General features: G+C 43.7%; 1 protein-coding gene. It reads right to left on the bottom strand.

The features are described 5' to 3' along the window. A partial coding sequence (locus GJQ66_RS14255; protein ID WP_230379610.1) for a hypothetical protein occupies window positions 1–270 on the bottom strand: 270 nt, incomplete at both ends.

Here is a 270-nt window from a genome sequence, read left to right as displayed (position 1 = left end):
CTTGAATTGTGTGCAAGACCTGCCCCAAAAGAGAACCAAAGGGATATGAGCGCTTGTAATCGGCTATGAAAAAGAGAGCATTGGACGCAATTTTATTTTTTCGAGCATAGGGGTGCCACCACTGCAGGATTTCATTGCGCTGCTCAGGTGTAAGCCACATTTGCATCTTACGTGAGCGACTTTTGGAGTGCGCCATCTCCTGAATAAATCTGTCGGTATCTTGATCATCTAAATCAAGAATTTCTCGAAGCTTGTAAGCAATCTCTTCTT

Origin of the sequence: Microbacterium sp. ZXX196, assembly GCF_009709595.1 — a bacterium.
Classification (GTDB): domain Bacteria; phylum Actinomycetota; class Actinomycetes; order Actinomycetales; family Microbacteriaceae; genus Microbacterium; species Microbacterium excoecariae.
Note: the sequence above shows the minus strand (reverse complement) of the source record. Positions and strands in the feature narration are given on the sequence as shown.